The sequence below is a fragment of the Neisseria sp. HMSC064E01 genome (assembly GCF_001808875.1).
GTDB classification, from domain to species: domain Bacteria; phylum Pseudomonadota; class Gammaproteobacteria; order Burkholderiales; family Neisseriaceae; genus Neisseria; species Neisseria sicca_A.
The window spans coordinates 3,411-28,254 of the sequence record NZ_KV794949.1 but is presented as its reverse complement, the minus strand read 5'-3'; the positions used below and the strand labels follow the sequence as shown (position 1 = coordinate 28,254).

The window sequence follows — 24,844 nt, the reverse complement described above, 5'->3', positions numbered from 1 at the left end:
TTGCTATGATACGAGAGTTCCGATATACAAGGTGCATTCAATAGATTTTCAGACGACCTTTTTCCAATCCCGAATTCTACAAAAGCAAAAACACCGAAGACCAATCCATCTTCGGTGTTTTTTAATAGAGTGGCGAGCCAAACCCCCGGCACTGGCGCATCGGAGTGGGCTGCTGGCTTCCGCCCCTGACCCGTTGTTCCGAATTACCATGCGGGGAGACCCGCCGTAAGAGATTGGCATTATAACCGTTTTACGGGAAAACTCAAGCGCGGCGGTATCAAAGGTCGTCTGAAAAGTTTGTTTGCTGTAAAATTGTCAACAATATTCGCCTTTTTAAAAATCATTCCTATTGAAACATTTTTCGCCTTTGACGTTGAAAAACATCGAAATTTAAACTACATTAACACTTTCTACCAAGTTGTCTGATTAGCTCGAAAATCGTTTTATAGTGGATTAACTTTAAACCAGTACGGCGTTGCCTCGCCTTAGCTCAAAGAGAACGATTCTCTAAGGTAAGGTGCTGAAGCACCAAGTGAATCGGTTCCGTACTATCTGTACTATCTATGGCTGCATCGCCTTGTCCTGATTTAAAGTTAATCCACTATAACGTCGTTGAAGCTGCGCTTTCAGACGACCTTTTTCCTAAAAACACAGCGAAATCATGCAGCAGTTTCGTGTAATTTCGCCGTACCAATAATCATACGGACACACCGCCACCATGACCACGACTACCGCCCCGCAGCGTATTCGGGAAATTCCCTACAACTATACTTCCTACACCGACCGCGAAATCGTCATCCGCCTGTTGGGCGACGAGGCTTGGCAGATTCTGCAGGACTTGCGCGGACAGCGCAGGACGGGGCGTTCGGCGCGGATGTTGTTTGAAGTGTTGGGCGATATTTGGGTGGTCGTGCGCAATCCGTATCTGGTTGATGATTTGCTGGAGCATCCGAAACGCCGCGCCGCGCTGGTGCGGGAAATGCGCCACCGGTTGAACGAAATCCGCAAACGCCGCGACGACAATCCGCAAGTCGATGTATTGGTGGCGGCGGCGGAAAAGGCGGTTGAGCGTTTTGACGGCAGCTTTGACGAAACACGCCAAAAGCGGTGGCAGATTTTGGAACGTTTGAGCAAAATCACCAAGCCGCACAATATTATGTTTGACGGGCTGGCGCGGGTAACGCACGTTACCGATGCGACCGACTGGCGCGTCGAATATCCGTTTGTCGTCGTCAATCCCGACACGGAGGCGGAAGTCGCGCCTTTGGTGCGCGCCTTAATCGAGCTGGATTTGGTCATTATCCCTCGCGGCGGCGGTACAGGTTATACCGGCGGCGCCGTGCCTTTGGATGCAAACAGTGCGGTCATCAATACGGAAAAGCTGGACAAGCATCGCGGCGTCGAATTTGTCGAACTGGCGGGTTTGGACGGCAAACATCCGATTATCCATTGCGGCGCGGGCGTGGTAACGCGGCGGGTGGAAGAAACCGCGCATCAGGCGGGTTTGGTGTTCGCCGTTGATCCGACTTCCGCCGACGCGTCCTGCGTGGGCGGCAATGTGGCGATGAATGCGGGCGGCAAAAAAGCCGTGTTGTGGGGTACGGCGTTGGACAACCTCGCCTACTGGCAGATGGTCAACCCGCAGGGCGAATGGCTGCGCATCGAGCGCGTGCGCCACAATTTCGGCAAAATCCACGATGAAGAAACCGCCGTGTTCGACGTTCACACGCTGGATTCAGACGGCCTCAATGTCGTTAAAACCGAACGCTTGGAAATCCCCGGCCACAAATTCCGCAAAGTCGGTTTGGGCAAAGACGTTACCGACAAATTCTTGAGCGGACTGCCCGGCGTGCAAAAAGAAGGCACGGACGGCATCATCACCAGCGTTGCCTTCGTGTTGCATAAAATGCCGAAATACACGCGCACCGTGTGTATGGAGTTTTTCGGTACGGTTGCCACCGCCACGCCGTCCATCGTCGAAATCCGCGATTTCCTGCTCGCCCACGACAGCGTGCGGCTGGCGGGTTTGGAGCATTTGGACTGGCGTTATGTCCGCGCCGTCGGCTACGCCACCAAAGCGGCAGGTAAAGGACGGCCGAAAATGGTCTTGCTGGCGGACGTGGTTTCAGACGACGAAGCCGCCGTAGAGGCAGCTGCCGAACACATCTGCGAACTTGCCCGCGCCCGCGACGGCGAAGGCTTTATCGCCGTGTCGCCTGAAGCGCGCAAAACCTTCTGGCTCGACCGCAGCCGCACCGCCGCCATCGCCAAGCACACCAACGCCTTTAAAATCAACGAAGACGTAGTGATTCCGCTGGAGCGGCTGGGCGAGTATTCGGACGGTATCGAACGCATCAACATCGAGCTTTCCATCCAAAACAAACTCACCCTGTGCGCCGCATTGGAGCAATATCTTTCGGGCAAACTTCCCATCGACAAAATGGGCACAGACCTGCCGACCGCTGAACTTTTGGGCGAACGCGGCAAACACGCCCTTGCCCACGTTTCCGCCATTAAAGAGCGTTGGGACTGGTTGCTCGCTAATCTGGATACGCCGCTTGCCGACTACAAAGCCCGCTACGGCGCAGCCGTCCATGCCGCGCCCGAAGCCAAAGACGACGAGAGCTGTTTCACCGCCTTCCGCGACTTCCGCCTGCGCGTGTCCGTCAAAGACGACGTAATGAAGCCGCTCGCCGAAATCTTCAGCGGCAAAACCGACACCAAAATCATCGAAGGCTTGGGCAAAATCCACGCGAAAACCGTGCGCGGCAGAGTCTTCGTCGCCCTGCATATGCACGCCGGCGACGGCAACGTCCACACTAACATCCCCGTCAATTCAGACGACGCCCAAATGCTTCAGACGGCCTACCGTTCGGTCGAACGCATCATGAAAATCGCCCGCTCGCTCGGCGGCGTGATTTCCGGCGAACACGGCATCGGCATCACCAAGCTCGAATTTCTGACCGATGAAGATTTGCAGCCGTTTTGGAACTACAAAAACCAAATCGATCCCAAACACACTTTCAACCGTCACAAACTGATGAAAGGCTCGGACTTACGCAACGCCTACACGCCGTCTTTCGAGCTGTTGGGCGCGGAATCGCTGATTATGGAAAAATCAGACCTCGGCACCATCGCCGATTCCGTCAAAGACTGCCTGCGCTGCGGCAAATGTAAACCCGTCTGCTCCACCCACGTTCCGCGCGCCAACCTGCTGTACAGCCCGCGCAACAAAATCCTCGGTGTGGGGCTACTGACCGAAGCCTTCTTATACGAAGAGCAAACCCGCCGCGGCGTTTCCATCAAACACTTTGAAGAACTCATGGACATCGGCGACCACTGCACCGTGTGCCACCGCTGCGTCAAACCCTGCCCCGTCAACATCGACTTCGGCGACGTAACCGTAGCCATCCGCAACTACCTTGCCGATTCCGGCCACAAACGCTTCGCACCCGCCGCATCGATGGGCATGGCGTTCCTGAACGCCACCGGTCCTAAAACCATCAAAGCCCTGCGCGCCGCCATGATACAGACCGGCTTCCCCGCGCAGAACTTCGCCTACAAAATCGGCAAACTCCTGCCCGTCGGCACCAAAAAGCAAAAAGCCGAACCCAAGGCCACCGTCGGCACCGCCCCGGTCAAAGAACAAATCATCCACTTCATCAACCGTCCTTTGCCCAAAAGCGTGCCCGCCAAAACACCGCGCTCCATGCTCGGCATCGAAGACGACAAAAGCATCCCCATCATCCGCAACCCCGCCGCGCCCGAAGATGCCGAAGCCGTGTTCTACTTCCCCGGCTGCGGTTCCGAACGCCTGTTCAGCCAAATCGGACTCGCCGTCCAAGCCATGCTCTGGCATGTCGGCGTACAAACCGTCCTGCCGCCCGGCTATATGTGTTGCGGCTATCCGCAAGACGCGGGTGGCAACAAGGCAAAAGCCGAGCAAATGAGCACCAACAACCGAGTCGCCTTCCACCGCATGGCGAACACCCTCAACTACCTCGACATCAAAACCGTCGTCGTCAGTTGCGGCACCTGCTACGACCAGCTCGAAAAATACCGCTTTGAAGAAATCTTCCCTGGCTGCCGCATCATCGACATCCACGAATACCTGCTCGAAAAAGGCGTGAAACTGAACGGCGTGAAAGGTCAGCAATACCTCTACCACGACCCCTGCCACACGCCCATCAAAACCATGAACGCCACCCAAATGGCAAGCAGCCTCATGGGGCAGAAAGTCGTCTTAAGCGACCGCTGCTGCGGCGAATCCGGCATGTTCGCCGTCAAACGGCCCGACATCGCCACCCAAGTCAAATTCCGCAAACAGGAAGAAATCGAGAAAAACCTCAAAGAGCTGCCGCAGGGCGAACCCGTCAAAATGCTGACCTCCTGTCCGGCGTGCCTGCAAGGTCTGAGCCGCTACGCCGACGACAACAACATGCCTGCCGACTACATTGTTATCGAAATGGCGAAACACATCCTCGGTGAAAACTGGCTGGATGAGTTTGTGAAAAAAGCCAACAATGGCGGCGTGGAGAAAGTGTTGCTGTAAGGCTTGTATGGTTTTCAGACGACCCCGAAGGTCGTCTGAAAACCATCACCCAAGAAATCGGCGGATACGATTGGGAAGGATAGGGGAAGCGGTCATGTTTTGGTTCTGCCTTCAATCCATGTTCCGAAACAATCCATTCCCGATTTTCAGACGACCTCTATGTTTGAAGCAGATAAAACACCATTCCTTACTCCATACTTCCGACTATAAAAAAGGTCGTCTGAAAACCTTAAATCAGGATTTTCAGACGACCTTTTATTTGACGGATAAGGATATTATCGAAGCCAAGTTTGTCAAAACGGTTTCAGACGACCTTCTTCAGTAGGGCAGACCCTTACACCTCTTCCGCTTTGCTGCGGATAATCAGAAGCGGCAGGTGGCTTTGGCGCATCACGGTTTCGGCGAAGCTGCCCATTAAGAGATGCATCAGACCGGTGCGGCCGTGTGTGCCGAGTACCAGCAGGTCGGCGCCGTTTTCATCGGCGTAATCGACCAAATCCTGTGCCATTTCGCGCGCGCCTTTGTTGGCGACCAGCAGGTGTTTGACGATGTTTTCCACGCCGTTTTCACGGGCGCTTTTTTCGGCGAAGTCCAAAACTTCGTTGCCTTGGGCGACGGCGGCGGCTTCATAGCTTTCGTGTTGCAGGAATTCGGGGGCAAGCGCCATGTATTCTGCAGGATTGGCGACGTGTACCAAAGTCAGGCGGGCGTTGTTGACGCTTGCCAACTCGGCGGCGTGTTTCAGGGCGTTGAGGGAAGTTTCGCTGCCGTCAACGGCTACAACCAGATGTTTGTACATAGTTCATTCTCCTTTTTGCGCCGCAGGCGGCACTTTGTTGGATGCGGTTGGGAAGGGTCCGATATGAAACGATTATAGACCCATTCGGGCTGCTGCAACAGTCCAGCTGCTTTCCAGTATAATATGCACCGGATTCCTCCGCAGCGTTTTGCGTTGATTTTCATTCATTTATTGACATATCACAAGGTTGGGTATGAACGACACTGTTTTTCTTCCTTCGCGCCGTTTCGGCGGTATTGCCAGACTCTACGGAGATGAAGCACTGGCGCGGTTTTCGCGCGCGCACGTCTGCGTGGTCGGCGTGGGCGGGGTAGGTTCTTGGGCGGTGGAGGCTTTGGCGCGGACGGGCATCGGTCGTTTGACCTTGATTGATTTGGACAACGTCGCCGAGTCCAATGTCAACCGCCAGCTTCATGCGCTGACCGATGATTTTGGCAAGGCTAAGGTGACGGCGTTGCGCGAACGCATTGCCCAAATCAATCCGCCATGCGAAGTGGAGGAAATCGAGGATTTTGTGACGGAAGACAATCTGGAAATGCTTTTCAGACGACCCTTCGACTTTGTGATCGACGCGATAGACCAAGTACGCGTCAAGGCAGCGATGGCGGCTTATTTTGTGCGGCACAAACAGCCGTTTATCCTCAGTGGCGGTGCGGGCGGACAGAAAAATCCGGCGTTGATTCAAACCGCCGATTTGAGCCGCGTTACCCACGACCCGCTGCTTGCCAACCTGCGCTACACCTTGCGCAAACGCTACGGTTTCAGCCGCGATACCAAAGAAAAAATGCGTGTGCCGTGTGTGTTCTCGACTGAAAACATTACGCCGCCGCAATCGGGCGAAGCATGTTCAACCGATGCTGCGCCGCAAGGGTTGTCCTGCGCGGGCTATGGCGCGAGTATGTTGGTAACGGCTTCGTTTGGTTTGTACTGCGCGCAGGCGGCGGTGGAACATATTGCGGGACGGAAATGAGATGAACCGATTTTTTAAAGCCTATTTTATCGCCAGCCTGATTTATGCGGTGTGGTTCGGCGTATTGATGTATGCCGTCGATCCGATGTTTGGCACAATGGGATGCGACATACAGTCGGGCGATTATTTGTGTTTTCAGGACGGCTATCCGCGGCCGTTTACCAATTTCCTTTATCCTTTCCTGTCCGTTCCGATATTCAGCCTTTTGCACGCTGCCATCATGAAGTGGCGCAAACGCTGCTCGGTCGGGATGATTTGGTTTTTGGTCGGCTGCGAGTGGCTGCTGCTATTGGCTTGGATAATTGCGATGCTGGCGCGCGATGGTTTTGTGTTTTTCCGCGATGCCGTTACGGTGCTGATCGGTTCGTTTTTCGCCGTTTTGCCGCTGCTGGGCATGGCGTTGGCGCAAACGCTTGCTATCGCCATCGCTTCTTTGAAAAGCCAACGTAAAAAAGGCTGATTTTTGTTTTGCCGCACTCGTTTTGGCGAAACCCGCTGCGTTTTCAGACGACCCCGTTATTGATTAACCACCCATCTAACCTAATAAGAAAAAGCTCCTCTAATCATGCCTTCAGAGCACCTTATCTCTTCCGCCGTGGCAATGTCGTCTGAACACACGGTCGCGTGGGTATTCGGTCAGCCCGTTACCGATTTGCCGCAGGATTTGTTTATTCCGCCCGATGCTTTGAAGGTTGTCTTGAGCAGCTTTCAAGGGCCGTTGGATTTGCTGCTTTACCTTATCCGCAAACAAAATATCGACGTTCTCGATATTCCGATGGTGAAGATTACCGAGCAATATCTGCACTATATTGCCCAAATGGAAGCATATCAGTTTGATTTGGCGGCGGAATATCTCTTGATGGCGGCAATGCTGATTGAAATCAAGTCGCGCCTGCTCCTGCCGCGTCCCGAAGAGGTCGAAGATGAAGAGGCGGATCCGCGTGCCGAGCTGGTGCGCCGCCTTTTGGCTTACGAACAGATGAAGCTGGCGGCGCAAGGTTTGGATGCATTGCCGCGCGCGGGACGGGATTTTGCTTGGGCGTATCTGCCGTTGGAAATCGCGGTCGAGGCGAAGCTGCCGGAGGTGTATGTTGCCGATTTGACGCAGGCGTGGCTGGGCATTTTGTCGCGGGCCAAACATACGCGCAGCCATGAAGTGATTCAGGAAACCATTTCCGTACGCGCGCAGATGACGGCGGTTTTACGTCGTCTGAACGAGAGCGGGATATGCAAATTCAGAGATTTGTTCAAACCGGAGCAGGGTGCGGCGTATGTGGTTGTCAATTTCATCGCGCTGTTGGAACTTGCCAAAGAAGGTTTGGTACGCATCGTCCAGCCGGACAGCTACGGCGAAATCGAAATCAGCCTGAAACAGGAAAATTTAGAACGCCCGGAAGCGGAAGAGGGCGTTTCAGACGACCCCTCCGACGACTTTGAAGGCGAAACGGCTTTATAAGCTTCAAGTTTGAACGTGAAGCAAAACAGAATGTCCCATCTACGGTAACCGACCGCGCAGGAATCACGCTTGGCAAACCCATACTCATTTTAATCAACACTTTTATAACCCAATAGGTAGATTTTATGAGCAGTAATGTTTCCCCGCTCAACCGTAAAGCCTCGCTGTGGGCGGTCGGTTTGATGTTGTTCGCTTTGTTTTTCGGTGCGGGCAATCTGATTTTCCCTGCTTATCTCGGACAACAGGCGGGGGAAAGCTGGCTTTCTGCGATGACGGGTTTCCTGTTGACCGGTGCGGGCTTGCCGCTCTTGGGCGTGATTGCCACCGGCTATTCAGGCTCACGTGACGTGCAGGCGCTGGCTTCAAGGGTTGCGCCTTGGTACGGCGTGGCGTTTGCCGTCGCGCTGTATCTGTCTATCGGGCCTTTGTTTGCCATGCCGCGTACGGCGACGGTGTCGTTTGAGATTGCCGTTGCGCCGTTTTTGAATGAAAGCCAGAAAACAGTCGGGCTGGCGGCGTTCAGCGTGGCGTTTTTCGGCGTGGCGTATTGGCTGTCGATGTCGCCGGGCAAACTGGTCGACCGTATCGGTAAAATTCTGACGCCCGTATTGCTTTTGACGATTGCCGTTTTGGTCGGCTATGCCGCGCTGAATCCGATGGGTGTTCCTGCGGCGGCACAAGGCGATTTTGTCCTTCGTCCGTTCATAAAAGGCATTTTGGAGGGCTACGGCACAATGGACGCACTCGCTTCGCTGGTGTTCTCCATTATCGTCATTGACGCCGTGCGCGCGATGGGCGTGGACAGCCGCTCCGAGCTGCTGCGGACAACCGCCGTTTCAGGCATCGTCGCTGCATCTTGTCTGGCATTGGTGTACCTCTTCATCGGCTATATGGGCGCGACCAGCGTGGCGGGCTTGGGACTTCAGGAAAACGGCGCGGAAGTGTTGTCGAAAACCGCGAATTTCTATTTCGGCGTACCCGGCAACATCCTTTTGGGCGTCATCGTCCTGCTCGCCTGCTTGAGTACCGCCGTCGGACTGATTACATCATGTTCCGAATATTTCAACCGCCTGTGTCCCGGCATTTCTTACAAAATGTTCGTCGTCATCAATACCCTCGTGTCTATGGCGTTGGCGAACAAAGGCCTGTCCTCCATCCTGACCTTCTCCATCCCGATGCTGATGCTGCTGTACCCGCTGACCATCGTCATCATCCTGCTGGTCTTCCTGCACAAACTGTTCGGCGGCAGCCGCATCGTCTATTTCTGCACCATGATGGCAACGCTGGCAGTCGGTTTGCTCGATGCCTATAAAGCCGCGTTCGGTTTCAGCGAAGAAGTCGCCGCCGACATCAACGGCGCACTGCCGCTCTACGATATCGGACTGGGCTGGCTGCTGCCCGCAACCGTTGGCTTTGTTTTAGGATGCGTCCTAAACGTCGCACTCAAGAAAAAAGCATAAGGCTTATCAATCAAAAAAGAGGTCGTCTGAAATTTCAGACGACCTCTTTTTTGTTGTTTTTCCAACTTATTCATACCAAAACGAAAATTTTTACTTGTACCGGATAATTTGTATGTTAGTATCCAAACACTAAATTGTTGACAATACAGCCCGATCCCGACTACCGGCTTTGCCGTGTATAGCCGCTTTCGGAGCGGATATAAAAAGTCGGACGGCGATTGCCGACAAAACCAAAAACAAGTCAACCAAAGGAGAAATTATGAACCACGACACATCATATTCCGGCATGCACAAGCCACCGTCGGACTTTGAAAGCCGTGAAGCGTATTTGGAACATGAGCTGCAAATCATGCAGCCTAAACGCTGGCGGCTCAATCTGCCGTTTCGAGATTACCGCTTCGAACCTGAAGACCTGATTCCTGCCGTGGCAGGAACGATTGGTAAGGTAGTGATGGTCAGCGCAGTGGCGGCGGCGTTTGCCGTGCCGTTGGGTCTGCCCGACACCTTTCTGCCGCAAAACGTCCGTTACGAGCTGCTGATTGCTTCAATCTTTATCATTCTGCTCTCCGGCCTTTTTCTCCCCACTTCCAACTTACCCGGTACGCACGGGCCGCTGATTCCGCTGATTCCCGTCGTCGTTGCAGCGGGCGGACATCCGCTGGCTTTCGGCTTGTTGATTGGTGTATTCGGCTTCTTGTTGGGCATTACCAAGGGCGGCAGCCTGATGGCGAAACTGACGAGCAACGGTGTATGCGGCGGGCTGCTGCTGTATCTGGGCTTCGTCGGCACGACCGGTCAGGTCAAGAAGCTCTTTGAATGGGCAGGCAGTTTCGACAAAAGCTACATTGCCTTTATCGTGATCATCGGCACCATCCTGCTTTATGCGCTGCTGGAACATTGGCGCAAGCGTTGGCTTGCCGTCCCATTGGGCTGCGTGCTGGCAGGCTTTACCGCCTATCTTTTGGGTGCGCCGTTTTCCTTCCAAACCGCTCCAGGCCTGCCGCCTATGAGTCCTGCCTACTGGTGGGGTGAAAATACCGGCTGGATGATGGGTCTGCCGACGATGGACAGCTTTTTGGTCGTATTCCCCTTTGCCGTACTCGCCGTCGCCATGTGGTCGCCTGATTTCTTAGGGCATCAAGTGTTCCAAAAAATCAGCTATCCCGAGCGATCCGAAAAAGCCTTGATGAATATTGACGACACCATGTTTACCTGTTCCGTCCGCCAAGTCGCAGGCTCGGTACTGGGCGGCGCGAACTTTACCTCTTCATGGGGAACCTACATCGTTCCCGCTTCCATTGCCAAACGCCCGATTCCCGCAGGCGCGATACTGACTGCCTTGTTCTGTATCATTGCATCCGTCTGGGGCTATCCTATGGATTTGGCGATTTGGCAGCCCGTATTGAGCGTTGCGCTGATTGTCGGCGTCTATGTCCCACTTTTGGAAGCAGGCATGGAAATGACGCGCAAGGGCAAAACCACCCAGTCTGCCGCCATCGTTGTCTTCTCTTCCGCACTGGTCAACCCTGTTTTCGGCTGGTCGCTGACCATGCTGTTGGATAACTTGGGCTTAATCGGATGTAAAGAACGCAGCGCGGAACTCGGGTTTATGGGTCGCGTCGTCGTACCTGGCGTCGGCTTTGTTATTCTCTGCGCAGCAATGGGCGCAGTCGGCATGCTGCCCGGTATTCCCGCCTTCCTCGAGCAGTTTAGAAATCTGCATTAACAAAGCAGCACCAGCGTTTCAGACGACCTTTTTAGAACTATAGTGGATTAAAATTGCAATGATACAGCGTTGCCAACGCCCTTATGTACTACCCGTACACGGCGGGCGTTGCCGCCTTGTCTCATTTTTATTTTAATCCACTATAAAGGTCGTCTGAAAACTGCAAATCTCAGATAAGTCGGATAATCGGTATTGGTTTGAAGTTTTAACATAAAAGGTCGTCTGAAAAACTAATTTTCAGACGACCTTTTATATTCAATCCTAGATAAGCCCATGAAGTCGCAGACGGTAATCGATTGACGCGAGAATCGTTTGCTATATGGTTGGTAGCCGTACTTCGGATGAGGGCTGCTTAATCAGAAACCACAAAATCCACCGTATGTGCTTCGCTGTAATCGGGAATTTCCAGCTTATTGATCATGCGGTGTATCACATCGTTCGGCACGGAATATTCGCGGTTACGGTTTTGCGACAGTAATTGCGTGTAAGGTACTTCCAAATAAATCAAGTGTACACGCGCGCCGTAGTCGGCGAACATCGGTAGCCATTTGCTGCGCAGGTCGCGGTTGAGGTTGGTGGCGTTGAAGACAAATGACGTGCGGGCGCGCAGGTATTCTTTTGCCTGCTCTTTACCCAAGCGCACGGCTTCGGCGGTGTGTTTCGGGTCGGCGGGGGCGAGTTTGCGCTCGCGGCGGATGTCGTCCAGCGACAGCATGGGCAGATGGGCAAGGTGTCGCCGGATATAGCTGTCTTTGCCGCTGCCCGCTATGGCGCACATCGCGTACACGTCAAAGGTTCGGTCGTCAAACGGCTGGTAATCGGGCATTTCGCTGCGGCCGTTGAGATAGAGATAGCGGCCGTAATCGCTGGCGAAATCGCGCGCTTTACCCCAGCAGCCGTTTTCTTCACACAACTCGCGGAACAGGTCGATGCGCAGCAGGATATCCTGTTGGTCGCGGCAGATGCGGCCCAGAATGTCGGCTTTGGCAAGCATGGCGAGGTGGGTGGTATTGACCTGCAAAGAAGCGGCAATGGAGGCGCGTTCCGGATTCGGTTTGTCGATTGCCCACAGCGGCAGCCCGTGCAGGCGCACAAGTTTGGCTATCGCTTCGCGCACGGCAAACGGCGCGGCAAGTTCGGTGTAAAGCAGGGTGCGTGCCGTATATTCGCCTTTTTTGGCATGGTGCGGCGACACAATCCGCTCTTTGCCGCCTTGGCTTTCGCGCTTGGTGGTGCTGCGTTTTTCTACATCGTGCAACATGGCGGCGGCAAACAAGATATGCTGCTCCTGCTCGCCGAGCGCTTGAAATTCGGGCAGTTGCAGCAGGGCTTCGCACACCATTTTGGTATGGATGAATACATCGCCTTCCGCGTGCCATTCAGGATCCTGCGGCACGTTTTTCATGTCGGCAAACCAGCTGAAACGGTGTTCCAAAGCTTGCCAGTCGGGGAGTTTGCCGGGTGTGTAGTGTGGGAATGTCCACATGGTGGTCTTTCTTATTATCGGATGGTTTGACTTCAGGCCATCTGAAACTGCCAGCTTTGCCAATGGTATTTATCATAATCGATAAGACGGGCGGGCTTCCAAGTTTTTGTCCAATGCACATCGGTTTTAACGTGTTTGGCGCGAACAAGTTTAAAGAGGTTGTCAAACTCGTTGGACTGTACGGGCAGGTTACCGTTGTTGGTGGCAAAATCAGCGGCATTGCGGATGACGAAGCCTTCGCTGCACGCCTCGCCTGTTTTCGGGTCGTAGCCGCCGAGTTTGCCTGCGGTTTGCACGCTGTCTGTCCAGCTTGCGCCCAAATTGGCGGTCAACCATTGCGCTAAGGCGGTGTCTTCGTAGGCGTATTTTTGGGTGAAGTCGGCAAGCGGCTGCACGATGGGAAGTTCGGGGACTGTGGGGAAATCAAACAGCTGGGCATAGAATTTGACTTCTTCCCACGACAGCCAATGTCCGCCGCGTCGGACGGCAAACAGGTAAAAATAGCTTTCCAACTGCGAATAGGCGATGGAATGGATACCGTACATGTTTTCGCCGAAAAGTTCGAGGTCTCCCAAGTCGTTTTTGATGTGCTGCCAGCGTTGCAGCAGCGGTTTGTCCCACGGATGCTGGGTAGGGGCGGCATGGCTGCGGGCATAGAGGCCGTGGGCGGAGAAGCAGTTGTTTTGTCCGTCCAGTTTTTCGGTCAATACCAATTGCGGCAGGGAGGCGAAATGCGTGAGGTAGCCGTGCGGCATAAAGCGGTCGTCTGAAGTTGTGCCCAAGCTGATGGGTGCGTGCAGGCTGCGGGCGTATTTTTGTGGTTCGGTATTCGCCGTCATGATTTGTCCTTGAAATTTATTTTTTGAGTTTTCTGATGGTTGCTGCGGCTGATTATATAGTGGATTAAATTTAAATCAGGACAAGGCGATGAAGCCGCAGATAGTACAGATAGTACGGAACCGATTCACTTGGTGCTTTAAGCACCTTAGAGAATCGTTCTCTTTGAGCTAAGGCGAGGCAACGCCGTACTGGTTTAAAGTTAATCCACTATATTTTTTTCTACTGTATCGCTTTGTTTAGACACCAAAAGCTGGTCGATTTTCAGATTTTCGGTGTCGATGATTTCAAATTTATAGCCCGCGTAAACCAAAAAATCGGTGCGTTTCGGGATTTTGCGCAGGGAATACATCATAAAGCCAGCGATGGTTTCGTAGTTTTCCGAATTGGGAAATTCCTCAATATCCAGCGCGCGCATTACGTCGGCGAGCGGGGTTGCACCGTCCACCAGCCAGGTATCTTCGGTGCGGCGGATGATTTGCGGCTCTTCTTCAGTATTGACCAGTTCGCCCATGACGATGCTCATCACGTCTTTCAACGTTACCACGCCGACCACCAGCGCGTATTCGTTCACCACCACGGCAAAGTCTTCGCCGGAAGTTTTGAAGGTTTCCAAGACATCGTAAAGCGACAGCGTGTCGGGGATGAACAAGGCTTTGCGCAACACGCGTTTATCGGTCAGGCGGACGTCTTTTTCTTTTAAAAACAATGTTAAGAGCGTGTGCGATTCGATATAACCGATGACGCGTTCCAAATCGCCGTCGCAGACCAAGAATTTGTTGTGCGGTTTTTCCGACATGATTGCCAACACGGTATCGCTGCCGTCGTTTTTATCGAAATAGGCGATGTATTCGCGCGTACTCATGGTGGAAGTCACCGTGCGCTCCTGCATGTCGAAAATATTTTCAATCAGGTAGTGTTCCTGCTGCTTCAATACGCCAGCTTGCGCGCCCGCATCGACGACGGCGTAAATGTCTTCAGAAGTCAGCTGCTCTTGGCGGACGGTGGAAATTTTGAAGAGTTTGAATATCGCGTTCGCCATTCCGTCGAAAATCCAGACGACGGGTTTCAGTATAAAAATCAGGAACATCATCGGACGCACGATGCGCACCGCCACTGCTTCGGGATGGGTCATCGCCATGCGCTTGGGCATCAAGTCGGCAATCAGGATGAAGCTGCCCGTAACCAGCGCGAACGTCAGCAGCGACGCGGCGGTACTGCCCCAACTGCCCGCGTTTGCCAACAAACCGCCGAAATAAGGGCGCACCGCCGCTTCGCCGACGATACCGGCGAGAATGGCAACGGCGTTCAAACCGATTTGGACGACGGTGATGAAACTGCCCGGCTGCTGCTGCATATTGAGCACATCCAGCGCGCGGGTGTCGCCGCCGTCTTTTGCCATCACTTGCAATTTGATTTTGCGCGCCGAGGCGAGCGCGAGTTCGGAACAGGAAACAAATGCGCTGATGACAATCAGCAGGCACAGTAATAATAAGGCTTCGAGAATATTCATGAAAAATGGTGTGTGTGGCAAACAGAAGACATTTTAACATTAAAGGTCGTCTGAAAAATTCAGACGACCTTTTGGTCAACCATACTTACCAATCGCGCGGGGCAACCAGTTCTTCGATGTCCGCATCTTCAAAGCCGTAGCTTTGGGCGATGTATTCCATATCGGTGGCAATCGTGTCTCTGGCAACGGTTTCGATTTCGCTGTCGTTTTCATCAAACTCTTCAGCCAATTCGTTGAAGCGTTCGGTGGCTGCGTGGGTCAGTTCGTATAGGGTGTCGAGATTTTCGGGCTGTTCGGTTTCGATTTGGCGGCATAGTTCAACTAGGATGTTTTCTCCTTTTTGCACGAGTTTGGGCGGGAAATAATCGTCGTCATACATGCCCTGCAAAAAGATATGGTTTGCCAATTTGGTATTGTTCAGTTGATGACGTGTAGTCATGATTTTCCTTTTCTATTTAGAAGATGGATTTTAAAAAGAGGTCGTCTGAAAGCGCAGCTTCAACGAAGTTAAAACGGTTTTGAGGTTTTCAGACGACCTCTGTGGCTTGTGGGCGACAGATTAGCTTTTTCCTTCAAATCTATGGCTTAACCTTTGGCGGTAAAGCGTTTGTTGATGCGCAGGCGTTCGCCGCGGCCGGCTTTTTTGATTTCCAGCCAGTCGGCGAAGATGGCGTGGATGAGGTGGCGTATGGTTTCAAAGCCGTATTGCTGCGGGTCGGTGCCTTGTGCGGCGAGTTGTTTCGATACGTCGCTCAAACGCGCCCAGCCTTGTTCGTCGGCGTGTGTGTCGACTGCCTGCTGTACAGCGGGGATAACGCGGGTTACGGGTAGTTTGCTGCTTTTGGCGGCAGGTTCAGGTTTGGCTGGTGTTGGTTGCACGCTATCTGCCGTTGGGCTTGGCGCGGTGTTTTCGCTCTTGGTCTGGTTGTTTTTTTTGCCGCGCGTTTTGCGTTTTTGCGCGGCGTTGGGGTCGTCTGAAACGGTTTCTTCTGCTTGATGCGTTGCCACAGGGTTTTCAGACGACCTCTCTGTTGGTTTGTCGGCGGATTTGCGGCGGCGGACTTGGAGTTGGTTGTTGTCGGTGCGGTGTTCGAAGATGTCGAAGGATTTGATGAGGTCGGAAAGTTTGCCGTAGCCGTACAGCCTTGAGTCGAAATCGGGATTGATTTTGCTGATGTAGCTGCCGATGGGGCCGAGGTTTGCCCAGCCGAGGTCGTCGGCGTTTTCGCGTACGGCGCGTTTGAGCAGGGACAGCGCGTCAGGGGCGGCGGCGGGGTTGTTTTTGCCGTTGTTTTTCTCTTTTTCTTGGCGTTGTTTTTCGGGACGGAAGATTTCGGTGTAGATGAATTTGTCGCAGGCTTTGCGGAAGGCTTCGGGCGTTTTCTTCTCGCCAAAACCGTACACGGTCAGCCCGCTTTCGCGCAGGCGGCTTGCCAGGCGGGTGAAGTCGGAATCGCTGGATACGATGCAGAAGCCGTCGAAATTGCCGCTGTACAGTAAGTCCATTGCGTCGATGACCAACGCCATATCAGTGGCGTTTTTGCCTTTGGTGTAGGCGAATTGTTGGACGGGGATGATGGCGTGGGGCAGGAGGGCGGCTTTCCATTTGGAAAGGCCGTGGCTCCAGTCGCCGTAGATGCGTTTGACGCTGGCGATGCCGTATTTGGCAACTTCTTCAAGCAGGCGGTCGATGATGTCGGCGGGGGCGTTGTCGGCGTCGATGAGGACGGCGAGTTTTTTGTTGGCCAATGTGGTCATGGGGACTCCGTGGTGTTCATGTCAGTCGAGGTCGTCTGAAAACCGGTTTTCAGACGACCTCGATTTTTAGAGCATATCTTGTATGGCGGCGCGTTCTTCTTCCAGCTCCGCCAGTGTCGCGGCGATGCGCTTGCGGCTGAATTCGTCCGACAAATCCAAGCCTTGGACGATGCGGTAGCTGCCTTCGTCGCAGACGACGGGGAAGCCGAAAACCAAACCTTCAGGAATGCCGTAAGAGCCGTCGGAGGGGACGCCCATCGTGATCCATTTGCCGCTGCTGCCGAGCAGCCAGTCGCGCAGGTGGTAGATGGCGGCGTTCGCGGCGGAGGCGGCGGACGACGAACCGCGCGCGGCGATGATGGCGGCACCGCGTCCGGCGATTTTCGGCATGAAGACTTCGGTGTTCCAATCGGGTTCGGTAATCATGTCTTGGACGGACTCGCCGTTGCTGGTGGCGTAGCGGTAGTCGGCGTACATGGTCGGGCTGTGGTTGCCCCAGACACACATTTGCTCGATGGAAGGAATCGGGCGGTTGATTTTCTCGGCGACTTGGCTGACGGCGCGGTGGTGGTCGAGACGCATCAGCGCGGTGAAGTTTTCCGGCGGGATGTCGGGCGCCGATTTCATGGCGATGTAGGCGTTTGTGTTGGCGGGGTTGCCGACGACGAGGACTTTAACGTTGCGGTTTGCAACTTTGTTCAACGCCGCGCCTTGTACTTTGAAAATTTCAGCGTTGGCATGCAGCAGGTCTGCGCGCTCCATGCCTTGCGTACGCGGGCGCGCACCGATCAAGAGGGCGATGTCGGCATCTTTGAAGGCGACTTCGGGGTCGTCTGTGGCGAAGATGTCGTCAAGGAGCGGGAAAGCGCAATCCTGCATTTCCATGATCACACCACGCAAAGCCTGCTGTGCCTGAGGCAGGTCGAGCAGTTGCAGGATAACGGGCTGGTCGCGTCCGAGCATAATGCCGCCGGCGATACGGAACAGGGTTGCGTAGGCAATTTGGCCTGCGGCGCCGGTAACGGCGATGCGGACGGGGGGCTTAAGCGTCATATTTTTCCTTTTGAAGTCGTTGTTTTACTTGATTTACGAATTATAACAGCATTGAGTAGTTGAGAATGAAAAGGTCGTCTGAAACTGGGAATAGGTTTTCAGACGACCTTTCATGTTGCTGTCTGTCAATTTTCCGCATCGCGGCAGATTTCGATGGCTTCCTGAAGGCTGGAAACGCCGAAGATTTTTAGATTCGGAAACTCTTTTTCGTTGCGCGGCATATTGGCTTTGGGGACGATGGCACGTTTGAAACCGAGCTTTTCCGCTTCTTTGAGCCGTTCTTGTCCGCGTGCGACGGGGCGGACTTCGCCGCTCAAACCGATTTCGCCGAATGCGACCATTTTTTCGGGCAGCGGGCGGTTGCGGAAGCTGGAGAGCATGGCGAGGATGACGGCGAGGTCGGCAGCGGGTTCGCCGATTTTGACGCCGCCGACGGCGTTGAGGAACACGTCTTGGTCGAAGCAGGCGATGCCGCCGTGGCGGTTGAGGACGGCGAGCAGCATGGCGAGGCGGTTTTGTTCGAGGCCGACGGTGAGGCGTTTGGGGGTGAAGCCGTGCGCGTCATCGACCAATGCCTGAATTTCGACCAGAAGCGGGCGGCTGCCTTCCTGCGTGACCAAAACGCACGAGCCGGGCGTGTCGTCGCGGTAGCTGGCAAGGAAGATGGCGGACGGGTTGGACACGCCTTTCAAACCGTTTTCGGTCATGGCGAACACGCCCAGTTCGTTTGCCGCGCCGAAGCGGTTTTTGATGGCGCGTATCATGCGGTAGTTTGAATGCTGGTCGCCCTCGAAATACAGCACGGTATCGACCATGTGTTCCAGCACGCGCGGGCCGGCAATCGCGCCGTCTTTGGTAACGTGTCCGACCAGTATCATGGCGATGCCCATTTGTTTCGCCATGCGCGTCAGTTGGGCGGCGCATTCGCGTACCTGCGATACGGAGCCGGGGGCGGAGGTGATTTGGTCGGAATACATGGTTTGGATGGAGTCGATGACGACAACTTCGGGCTGATGCTGTTTCAAGGCCGTCTGAATCGCTTCCATGCGGATTTCGGCAAGCAGGTTCACGCCTTCGGTGGGCAGTTCCAAACGTTGCGCGCGCAGGGCGACCTGTTGGGCGGATTCTTCGCCGGAAACGTACAGCACTTTACGGCTTTGCGCCATTTTGGCGATGGTTTGCAACAGCAGCGTGGATTTGCCGATGCCGGGATCGCCGCCGAGCAGGATAACCGCGCCATCGACCAAGCCACCGCCCAATACGCGGTCGAGTTCGCCCATGCCGGTCGGATTGCGCGGCACTTCGGTAGCTGTAACGGTGGAGAGGGATTGGACGGTCGAGGTATCCGCCGCCCAAGATTGGAAGCGGGCGTTTTTCGGTTCGGGTGCGGCCAGGCTTTCCTGAAGCGTGTTCCACTCGCCGCAATGCGGGCATTTGCCCTGCCATTTCGGGGAGGTGCCGCCGCATTCGGTGCATTGGTAGATGGTTTTGGGGGCTTTTGCCATGATGTTTTCCCTATGGGTTTTTTGAAGTGTGAAAAGGTCGTCTGAAAACTGATATCGTTTTCAGACGACCTTTTTTCAAGGATTCGGACTGAGCTTATTTGCCTTCGTCTTTACCGTCTTTCTTGTCTTTTTTCGGGGTCGGTTTTTTCGCCGCCAAACCTAAAGACTTCTGCCATTCGGCTGGATTTTTCACCAAATCCAAGGCTTTGCGGAGTTGGTCATCTTTGGCAGGATTAGGAATGCGACGGCTGGAGATGTCTTCGTCTTTTTCTTTGTCCTTGCCTTTTTTGGACTTGGCGTTTTCATCAGCTTTGGCAGCTTCGTTTGAATCAGGCGTGCTGATTTCGTTGCTGCTGTTGACGTCTTCACCGCCGAGCGGGTTGCCGATGTGTCCGGCGAGGTCGGCTTCGCGGCTTTCAAAGGCACGGTCTTTGTCTTTGACTTCGACATCGGGAACAATGCCTTGCGCTTGAATCGAGCGGTCGTTCGGCGTGTAATACAGCGCGGTGGTCAGTTTGACCGCGCTGCCGTTGGACAGCGGAATCAGGGTTTGAACCGAGCCTTTGCCGAAACTTTGCGTACCGACGACGACAGCGCGTTTGTGGTCTTGCAGCGCGCCAGCAACGATTTCAGAAGCGGAAGCGGAGCCTGAGTTAATCAACACGGTCATCGGGATAGTTTTCAACTCGGCAGGCAAATCTGCCAGAGGGTCTTTGCCGCTCGTGCGGATGTAGTCTTCGGGACGGGCTTTCAACACCATGCCTTCTTTGCCGTCGCGTCCTTTGGTGCTGACGACTTTTGCATCTGCGGGCAAGAAGGCGGCGGATACGCCGACTGCGCCGTCAAGCAGACCGCCTGGGTCGTCGCGCAGGTCGAGGATAAGGCCTTTGAGCGGCGCGCCTTTGTTGGCTTTAATCAGGGCTTTGGCGGCTTCGTTGATGCCTGCTACGGTGCGCTCTTGGAATTGGGATACGCGGATGTAGCCGTAGTTCGGCTCAAGCAGGTGGTGGCGGACGCTTTTGACTTTGATGATGGCGCGGGTCAGGTTGACGACGATGGGTTTGTCCACGTTTTTGCGCGAAAGGGTCAGGGTAATTTTAGTACCCGGTTTGCCGCGCATTTTTTTGACGGCTTCGCTGGTGGTCAGGCCGCGTGTGGAAACGTTGTCGATTTTGGCAATGAAGTCGCCGCTTTTCACGCCTGCGCGCTCGGCGGGCGTATCTTCAATCGGGGCGATGACTTTGATGAAGCCGTCTTCTTGACCGATTTCCATACCCAAGCCGCCGAATTCGCCGCTGGTGGATTCTTTCATGTCGGCATAGCCTTTTTTATCCATATACTCGGAATGCGGATCGAGGTCGGATACCATGCCTTTCATCGCGCCTTCAAAGAGGTCGGCGTCGGATTTGTCTTGGTAATAATTGGCTTTAATCTGTCCGTAAACTTCCGCCATGTTGCGGATGGATTGTACGGGCAGGGTTTCGTTGTCTTTTTTGTCTTTTTCGGCGGCAAAGCTTTGAACGCTCAAGCTGAGGGCGACACCGCTGAATGCGCCGAGTGTGTAGAGTGCGACTTTTTTCAAAGTGGATGTTGACATTATAAATAGCTTTCTTTTTGTCTTATTTCATTTCAGACCGTAATGACTGTGAAACGGGATAGGGAAACATTGCTTCAGACGACCTGAATTTACGTCCGCAAAACTGTATGCGATTTACGCTTGATAAACAATAGGATTAGCGTAAAAAATATCTGCGCGGGTGTAAAAGCTTTTGAATATATGGTCGTTGGTGCGGTTGTTAAATTTCAGACGACCCTGTGGTGCGGAAAGAGGTCGTCTGAAAATGTCAAACTGGTTTGCAGGTCAGCTTATCCAGGAGAGCGGATTCATTGTCTGCCCGTTGTAGCGGACTTCCAAATACAAACCTTCCATGCCCGAAGGCAGGGTGCCGCTGACGCCCAGACGGCTGCCTGCGGCCACGGCGTAGCCTTTGGCGACTTCGATTTCGCTCAAGCCTGAATAAATGCTGATATAGCCGTCGCCGTGATCGATGACGATGACTTTGCCGAAACCTTCCAATTCATCGGCGTAGGTAACCGTACCGGCGGCGATGCTGCTGACGGTTGACGGAGTTGTTTGGTAGAACACGCCTTTCCAAACTTCACCGTCGCCGCGGTCTTGTCCGAAGAGTCCGGCAAGCGTGCCGCTGACCGGTTTTTTCAGACGACCCTGCATACGGCTGAAGCTGTTGGCATTGCTGATTCTGACGTAGGAAGGCGCACGGATGTTCATGTCTTCGGCGGTCAGGTTGGACATGGCGGCGCGTTCGTCGGCGGCTTTTTGCGCGGCTGCGGCTCTGTCTTTGCGCGCTTTTTCGGCGGCGGCAAGACGGGCTTCGGCGGCTTTTTTACGCGCTTCGGCTTCTTGGCGGCGTTGCTCGGCTTTACGCTTGTCCAAGTCTTTCAATAAGTTGTTCAGGCGTTGTTCGTTTTCTTTGTGGTTGATTTTTTTCTGCGCATCTTTTGCCATTTGCGCATTTTGGCGGCGGCTTTCCGCTTGTTCGGCGGTATTGGTTACACCGTGTCGGCGCAGCGAGGATTGGACGTTCACCTGAAGTTTTTTCAAGTATGCCAGCTCGTTGTTGATTTTTTGCTCTTGCGCTGCCAGCTCTTTTTGCTGCTTCTCAAGATCTTTGATGACTTGCTCGTTGGCAGTGTTGATATAGCGGGTGTAACGCAGGAAGCGGGTTTTCTGACCCGGCTCGGCATTTTTCAGGAACAGGGCGACGGCGTTGGGTTGGCTGTTTTTATAATTGCCCGAAACAAAACGGGAAATTTGCGCGCGCGTGTTGGAAACCTGAGTTTTCAGGTGGTTCAAATCAGCATTGAGCTTTTGGAACTTGTCCCATGCGTCGCGCTGCTGGCGGTTGATGGCAGACAGGTTGATACGGCTTTGCTGCAACTGTTTCAACGTGGTGTTGACGTGAATGATGAAACCTTCGTTGCGGCTGCGCAGCGATTTTTTGCTTTCCAAATCGTTGGCGGCGGCGGTTACCGCGGCTTTGAAGTCGTCTGAATCGGCGGCAGCGGTTTTCTTATCGGCTTTGTCCGCTTTTTTCTCGACGGCTTTTCTGTCCTGTTTTGCCGCTGCTTCGTCTTTTTTAGGCAACTCGGCAGCTTCTTTTTTTGCCTTTACATTATTTTTGGCTGCGGGTTTGTCTGCTGCTTTGTCCTTGCCTTTTACAGGCTCGTTTTTTGCGGGGACGGCTTTGCCTACCTTCTCTTCTGCTTTGGCTTCGCCTTTTTTGGTTTTATCGGCTTTATCTTGTTTTTTGGCTTCTTTGTCGTTTTTGCGTTCTGTAGTGCGCTCGTTTTTCGCCGCTTCGGCAGTTTCCTTTTTGCTTTTGGCTACGGGCTTGTCGTCTGCCTTGTCCCTAGCGTTTTTGGCGGCAGGCTTTGCTTTGTCTTTGACTGCTTCTTTCTTAGCAGGTTCGACAGTGTCCTTTTTGGCTTTGACGCTTTTTTTGACAGGCGCAGCCTTCTCTTTGGGCACGTCTTTGGCGGCGAAAGAGGGAGAAGCGAAACCGATGAGCAGGGCGAGTAAAAGAGGTTTGTAACGCATGATTGGATTCTGGATCGTTAAAATAAAGGCAATAGGCGGAATTATATAGTCAGCGGGGGCGTCTGAAAATATTGTTCAGGCAATTAAAACGGCGGTCATGCTGTGTTGTTTGTCATGTTTGTTGCAATGTTGACAAGCTGCGCAGCAATGTTTGGCTACATATTATTAATGGACTGCCCCGTTTATTTTTGTTGTAAAACCGACGGCACGAATCGGGCGATGGTATCTCGTAGGACGATGAGTTTGCCGTGGAAGAAATGGGAAGAACCGGCGATAGTGATGACCGGCAGACCTTGCGGCTCCGCCCATGTCCAAGCCTTGCTGATTTCAACGACTTCGTCCTCCGCGCCATGAATCATCAGTGTTTTGAATACATCGGGAACGGAGGCAGGCTCAGGGCGGTCGGTGTAGTGGTGTACTGCCGCGCCGATGAGCAGCAGTAAATCCGGCTCGCGCTCTTGGGCGGCGAAGGTGGCGACATAGCCGCCAAAGGAGAAGCCCGACAATGCGAACTGTTCGGCTTCGGGATGTTGCGCGCGGGCGTAGTCGATGACGGCGATGCAGTCTTGCGTTTCGCCGCGTCCGTAGTCGTGAACGCCTTCGCTGTTGCCCACACCGCGCAGGTTTGGCAGGTAACAGTGAAAACCGAGCTGAGATAAGGCTTTGGCGGCGGTTTGAATGACTTTGTTGGTGTTCGTGCCGCCTTGCAGTGGGTTGGGGTGGTTGATGACTGCCACGCCGCGCGCGGGCGTTTGCGCGGCAGGTAGGAAAATGGTTTCAAGCAGGCCGGCAGGGCCGGATATTTGGATGATGTCAGGTTTCAACATGGGTTTTCCTTTATTTTTTGTGTGTGCTGTGAGGGGGATTTATTGCTTTATCAGGTATTGCCGTCGTCCAATCTGTATTTGGGTTTTCAGACGACCTGTTCATCTCATAGATAAAAATGTTTGCCGTTGTTCGGGTTGCTTGCTTTCAAATCGTTCAACATCCGTTTGAAATCCAAGCCGTATTGTTCGCTTAATTTTTCCGCGCGTTTTTTCAGTTTGTCGAGGTTTTGCTCTTTCGGGCTGCTTTGGAATGCCATCACCGCCATATTGCCGTGGCTTTCGGCGGGCAGTTCCAACACACGGCCTTCGAAGACGTTGAGCAGGCGTTCGACGAAGCGTTGGTAGCGTTTGTCGCCGCTCCACCAGTTGGTCACGAATACGCCGTTGGGCGAGAGGGCGTGGCGGCAGTCTTGGAAGAAGGGTTCTTCCACCAGCGCGTCGATGATTTGTTCGCCGTCAAAGCCGTCCACCAAAATCACGTCGGTATTGTGGCGGAACACTTTGATGTATTCCGCGCCGTCCGCTTCGACGATTTCGAAGTTTTCCCCTTCAAACGGCAACTCGAACAGGCTGCGCGCTACGGCGATGACCTGCGGGTTGATGTCCACGGCGGTTTGCTTGGTGTCGGGCAAGTAGCTGTCTATCCAGCGCGCGAACGAGCCGCCGCCCAAGCCGATTTGGGTGATGTGTTTCGGCGTTTCTTCCGCAAACAGAAGCCAGCCCATCATTGCGCGGCTGTACGACAAAACCAGTTCGGCGGGATGGTCGAGGTTCATCGAGCTTTGGATGGTGTCGCTGCCCAGATGCAACGAGCGGATGTTGCCTTCTTCTGAAATGCCGACTTCGGGCAGGTCGGACTTGGCGGGGCGCAGGCGGCGGTAGGGGTGTCGTGGCATGGTGTAGGACGGATGGAGGGGAAAGGGGTATATTTTATCAGAGTGTCGTCTGAAATGCTTTTTGTGCTTATGTTTTTCAGACGACCTTGTGCGGATATGTCTGAGCGGTTTAGTTTATATATGGGGTAATCATTACGCCTGAAATAAATTTCTTTTTAAATCAGATATTTTTTATAAAAATTTACTTTGTTGGCAACAATCTCTTGCCAAACGGGGCAGTTAACGGCATAATTCGGCTTCTTTGCCGGTATAGCTCAGTTGGTAGAGCACCTGACTTGTAATCAGGGGGTCCCGAGTTCGACTCTTGGTGCCGGCACCAGTTTATCACTGAAAGTGCCGCAAGGTATTTCAGTAAGCCGGTATAGCTCAGTTGGTAGAGCACCTGAC

Annotated in this window: 19 protein-coding genes, 1 tRNA gene and 1 other RNA gene; 8 read left to right on the top strand and 13 right to left on the bottom strand. The window is 53.8% G+C overall.

Translation table 11 applies throughout. The annotated features are described in order from the left end of the window. Positions 1-128 precede the first annotated feature (128 nt). An RNA gene (gene ffs, locus HMPREF2572_RS09305) (signal recognition particle sRNA small type) lies at positions 129-225 on the bottom strand. A gap of 493 nt (positions 226-718) precedes the next feature. Here ffs and HMPREF2572_RS09300 point away from each other — a divergent pair. Then, positions 719-4,552 (top strand): DUF3683 domain-containing protein, encoded by a 3,834-nt coding sequence (locus HMPREF2572_RS09300; RefSeq protein WP_070497968.1) that lies wholly within the window; start codon positions 719-721, stop codon positions 4,550-4,552. A gap of 94 nt (positions 4,553-4,646) precedes the next feature. Beyond that, entirely contained in the window at positions 4,647-4,877 is a 231-nt protein-coding gene (locus tag HMPREF2572_RS09295; RefSeq protein ID WP_070497966.1) for a hypothetical protein, read from the top strand. 9 nt (positions 4,878-4,886) lie between these two features. On the opposite strand, the gene HMPREF2572_RS09290 is transcribed toward HMPREF2572_RS09295, so the two are convergent. After that, the gene (locus tag HMPREF2572_RS09290; RefSeq protein WP_003740998.1) at positions 4,887-5,351 is read right to left on the bottom strand and encodes a universal stress protein; all 465 of its coding nucleotides are present in this window, start codon (positions 5,349-5,351) and stop codon (positions 4,887-4,889) included. Between the two features lie 193 nt (positions 5,352-5,544). On the opposite strand from HMPREF2572_RS09290, the gene HMPREF2572_RS09285 reads away from it, so the two are divergent. From HMPREF2572_RS09285 to HMPREF2572_RS09265, 5 genes are all read left to right on the top strand, one after another. Further along, the gene (locus HMPREF2572_RS09285) at positions 5,545-6,321 is read left to right on the top strand and encodes a tRNA threonylcarbamoyladenosine dehydratase (protein WP_070497964.1); all 777 of its coding nucleotides are present in this window, start codon (positions 5,545-5,547) and stop codon (positions 6,319-6,321) included. Position 6,322: 1 nt separating this feature from the next. Next, a complete protein-coding gene (locus HMPREF2572_RS09280) occupies positions 6,323-6,781 on the top strand; it encodes a hypothetical protein (RefSeq protein WP_070497963.1) in 459 nt (152 codons plus the stop codon). A gap of 105 nt (positions 6,782-6,886) precedes the next feature. Then, positions 6,887-7,777 (top strand): segregation and condensation protein A, encoded by an 891-nt coding sequence (locus tag HMPREF2572_RS09275; RefSeq protein WP_070497962.1) that lies wholly within the window; start codon positions 6,887-6,889, stop codon positions 7,775-7,777. Positions 7,778-7,902: 125 nt separating this feature from the next. Further along, entirely contained in the window at positions 7,903-9,237 is a 1,335-nt protein-coding gene (gene brnQ / locus HMPREF2572_RS09270; protein WP_083294218.1) for a branched-chain amino acid transport system II carrier protein, read from the top strand. Between the two features lie 259 nt (positions 9,238-9,496). Further along, positions 9,497-10,963: a DUF3360 family protein gene (locus tag HMPREF2572_RS09265; protein ID WP_070497961.1), complete on the top strand. Its 1,467-nt coding sequence runs from the start codon at positions 9,497-9,499 to the stop codon at positions 10,961-10,963. Positions 10,964-11,315: 352 nt separating this feature from the next. On the opposite strand, the gene HMPREF2572_RS09260 is transcribed toward HMPREF2572_RS09265, so the two are convergent. The 11 genes from HMPREF2572_RS09260 to HMPREF2572_RS09210 form a co-directional block, all read right to left on the bottom strand. Further along, on the bottom strand, positions 11,316-12,449 hold the full coding sequence (locus HMPREF2572_RS09260; protein ID WP_070497960.1) for an AAA family ATPase: 1,134 nt from the start codon (positions 12,447-12,449) through the stop codon (positions 11,316-11,318). Between the two features lie 32 nt (positions 12,450-12,481). Next, on the bottom strand, positions 12,482-13,288 hold the full coding sequence (locus HMPREF2572_RS09255) for an RNA ligase family protein (protein WP_070497958.1): 807 nt from the start codon (positions 13,286-13,288) through the stop codon (positions 12,482-12,484). A 200-nt stretch (positions 13,289-13,488) separates the two neighbouring features. After that, entirely contained in the window at positions 13,489-14,799 is a 1,311-nt protein-coding gene (locus tag HMPREF2572_RS09250; RefSeq protein ID WP_070497956.1) for a polyamine export protein PaeA, read from the bottom strand. Positions 14,800-14,884: 85 nt separating this feature from the next. Beyond that, positions 14,885-15,238 carry a DUF5713 family protein gene (locus tag HMPREF2572_RS09245; protein WP_070497954.1) on the bottom strand — a complete coding sequence of 118 codons (354 nt, stop codon included), beginning with the start codon at positions 15,236-15,238 and terminating at the stop codon, positions 14,885-14,887. 146 nt (positions 15,239-15,384) lie between these two features. After that, complete coding sequence (locus HMPREF2572_RS09240; protein ID WP_070497951.1) at positions 15,385-16,557, bottom strand: NYN domain-containing protein; 1,173 nt, start codon at positions 16,555-16,557, stop codon at positions 15,385-15,387. Positions 16,558-16,623: 66 nt separating this feature from the next. Further along, positions 16,624-17,610, bottom strand: a complete 987-nt coding sequence (locus HMPREF2572_RS09235) for a malate dehydrogenase (RefSeq protein ID WP_070497949.1) — start codon at positions 17,608-17,610, stop codon at positions 16,624-16,626. A 125-nt stretch (positions 17,611-17,735) separates the two neighbouring features. Continuing rightward, complete coding sequence (gene radA / locus HMPREF2572_RS09230) at positions 17,736-19,115, bottom strand: DNA repair protein RadA (protein ID WP_070497947.1); 1,380 nt, start codon at positions 19,113-19,115, stop codon at positions 17,736-17,738. A gap of 94 nt (positions 19,116-19,209) precedes the next feature. Beyond that, entirely contained in the window at positions 19,210-20,712 is a 1,503-nt protein-coding gene (locus HMPREF2572_RS09225; RefSeq protein ID WP_070497945.1) for a S41 family peptidase, read from the bottom strand. 264 nt (positions 20,713-20,976) lie between these two features. Next, positions 20,977-22,734 (bottom strand): peptidoglycan DD-metalloendopeptidase family protein, encoded by a 1,758-nt coding sequence (locus HMPREF2572_RS09220; protein ID WP_070497943.1) that lies wholly within the window; start codon positions 22,732-22,734, stop codon positions 20,977-20,979. Between the two features lie 182 nt (positions 22,735-22,916). Further along, positions 22,917-23,561, bottom strand: coding sequence for an alpha/beta hydrolase (locus HMPREF2572_RS09215; protein WP_070497941.1), 645 nt, complete (start codon positions 23,559-23,561; stop codon positions 22,917-22,919). Positions 23,562-23,665: 104 nt separating this feature from the next. Next, entirely contained in the window at positions 23,666-24,457 is a 792-nt protein-coding gene (locus HMPREF2572_RS09210) for a polyamine aminopropyltransferase (RefSeq protein ID WP_070497939.1), read from the bottom strand. Positions 24,458-24,700: 243 nt separating this feature from the next. Here HMPREF2572_RS09210 and HMPREF2572_RS09205 point away from each other — a divergent pair. Next, positions 24,701-24,776, top strand: a tRNA-Thr gene (locus HMPREF2572_RS09205). The last annotated feature ends 68 nt before the right edge of the window (positions 24,777-24,844 follow it).

What these genes read in the sequence shown, in the direction of transcription:
- HMPREF2572_RS09260 (WP_070497960.1), bottom strand. Translation starts at nt 12,449, where the DNA reads ATGTGGACATTCCCACACTACACACCCGGCAAACTCCCCGACTGGCAA.
- radA (WP_070497947.1), bottom strand. Translation starts at nt 19,115, where the DNA reads ATGGCAAAAGCCCCCAAAACCATCTACCAATGCACCGAATGCGGCGGC.
- HMPREF2572_RS09255 (WP_070497958.1), bottom strand. Translation starts at nt 13,288, where the DNA reads ATGACGGCGAATACCGAACCACAAAAATACGCCCGCAGCCTGCACGCA.
- HMPREF2572_RS09290 (WP_003740998.1), bottom strand. Translation starts at nt 5,351, where the DNA reads ATGTACAAACATCTGGTTGTAGCCGTTGACGGCAGCGAAACTTCCCTC.
- HMPREF2572_RS09300 (WP_070497968.1), top strand. Translation starts at nt 719, where the DNA reads ATGACCACGACTACCGCCCCGCAGCGTATTCGGGAAATTCCCTACAAC.
- HMPREF2572_RS09225 (WP_070497945.1), bottom strand. Translation starts at nt 20,712, where the DNA reads ATGTCAACATCCACTTTGAAAAAAGTCGCACTCTACACACTCGGCGCA.
- HMPREF2572_RS09285 (WP_070497964.1), top strand. Translation starts at nt 5,545, where the DNA reads ATGAACGACACTGTTTTTCTTCCTTCGCGCCGTTTCGGCGGTATTGCC.
- HMPREF2572_RS09245 (WP_070497954.1), bottom strand. Translation starts at nt 15,238, where the DNA reads ATGACTACACGTCATCAACTGAACAATACCAAATTGGCAAACCATATC.
- HMPREF2572_RS09215 (WP_070497941.1), bottom strand. Translation starts at nt 23,561, where the DNA reads ATGTTGAAACCTGACATCATCCAAATATCCGGCCCTGCCGGCCTGCTT.
- HMPREF2572_RS09220 (WP_070497943.1), bottom strand. Translation starts at nt 22,734, where the DNA reads ATGCGTTACAAACCTCTTTTACTCGCCCTGCTCATCGGTTTCGCTTCT.
- HMPREF2572_RS09275 (WP_070497962.1), top strand. Translation starts at nt 6,887, where the DNA reads ATGCCTTCAGAGCACCTTATCTCTTCCGCCGTGGCAATGTCGTCTGAA.
- HMPREF2572_RS09280 (WP_070497963.1), top strand. Translation starts at nt 6,323, where the DNA reads ATGAACCGATTTTTTAAAGCCTATTTTATCGCCAGCCTGATTTATGCG.
- HMPREF2572_RS09240 (WP_070497951.1), bottom strand. Translation starts at nt 16,557, where the DNA reads ATGACCACATTGGCCAACAAAAAACTCGCCGTCCTCATCGACGCCGAC.
- HMPREF2572_RS09265 (WP_070497961.1), top strand. Translation starts at nt 9,497, where the DNA reads ATGAACCACGACACATCATATTCCGGCATGCACAAGCCACCGTCGGAC.
- HMPREF2572_RS09210 (WP_070497939.1), bottom strand. Translation starts at nt 24,457, where the DNA reads ATGCCACGACACCCCTACCGCCGCCTGCGCCCCGCCAAGTCCGACCTG.
- HMPREF2572_RS09250 (WP_070497956.1), bottom strand. Translation starts at nt 14,799, where the DNA reads ATGAATATTCTCGAAGCCTTATTATTACTGTGCCTGCTGATTGTCATC.
- HMPREF2572_RS09295 (WP_070497966.1), top strand. Translation starts at nt 4,647, where the DNA reads ATGTTTTGGTTCTGCCTTCAATCCATGTTCCGAAACAATCCATTCCCG.
- HMPREF2572_RS09235 (WP_070497949.1), bottom strand. Translation starts at nt 17,610, where the DNA reads ATGACGCTTAAGCCCCCCGTCCGCATCGCCGTTACCGGCGCCGCAGGC.
- brnQ (WP_083294218.1), top strand. Translation starts at nt 7,903, where the DNA reads ATGAGCAGTAATGTTTCCCCGCTCAACCGTAAAGCCTCGCTGTGGGCG.